The following is a 255-nucleotide window of genomic DNA, read 5'->3' on the forward strand; positions in this document are numbered from 1 at the left end:
TTTACTTCTTCTAAATTGTTAAAGAACGAGATACTACTTAAACTACACTGACTTTCGCTTTGAAAGTTCAAACCTAAATCTTCACTTCAACGTCTATTGAGCTATTTCTCTCAATCTTGCTGACTTAAGTTTGTACTATCTATTGGTAGGGCTGGTTGGGCTCGAACCAACGACCCCCGCGTTATCAACACGGTGCTCTAACCAGCTGAGCTACAGCCCCAGTATTGGTGGAGGTTGACGGGATCGAACCGACGA

1 tRNA gene is annotated in these 255 nt (G+C 43.5%); it reads right to left on the reverse strand.

The window, feature by feature from the left end:
* Positions 1-143: 143 nt before the first annotated feature.
* Positions 144-220: transfer RNA gene (locus H8K32_RS20125), tRNA-Ile, on the reverse strand.
* Positions 221-255: the final 35 nt, after the last annotated feature.

This window comes from Cognatundibacterium jejuense, from assembly GCF_014284255.1.
In the GTDB taxonomy this organism is placed as follows: Bacteria; Pseudomonadota; Gammaproteobacteria; order Burkholderiales; family Burkholderiaceae_D; genus Undibacterium; species Undibacterium jejuense.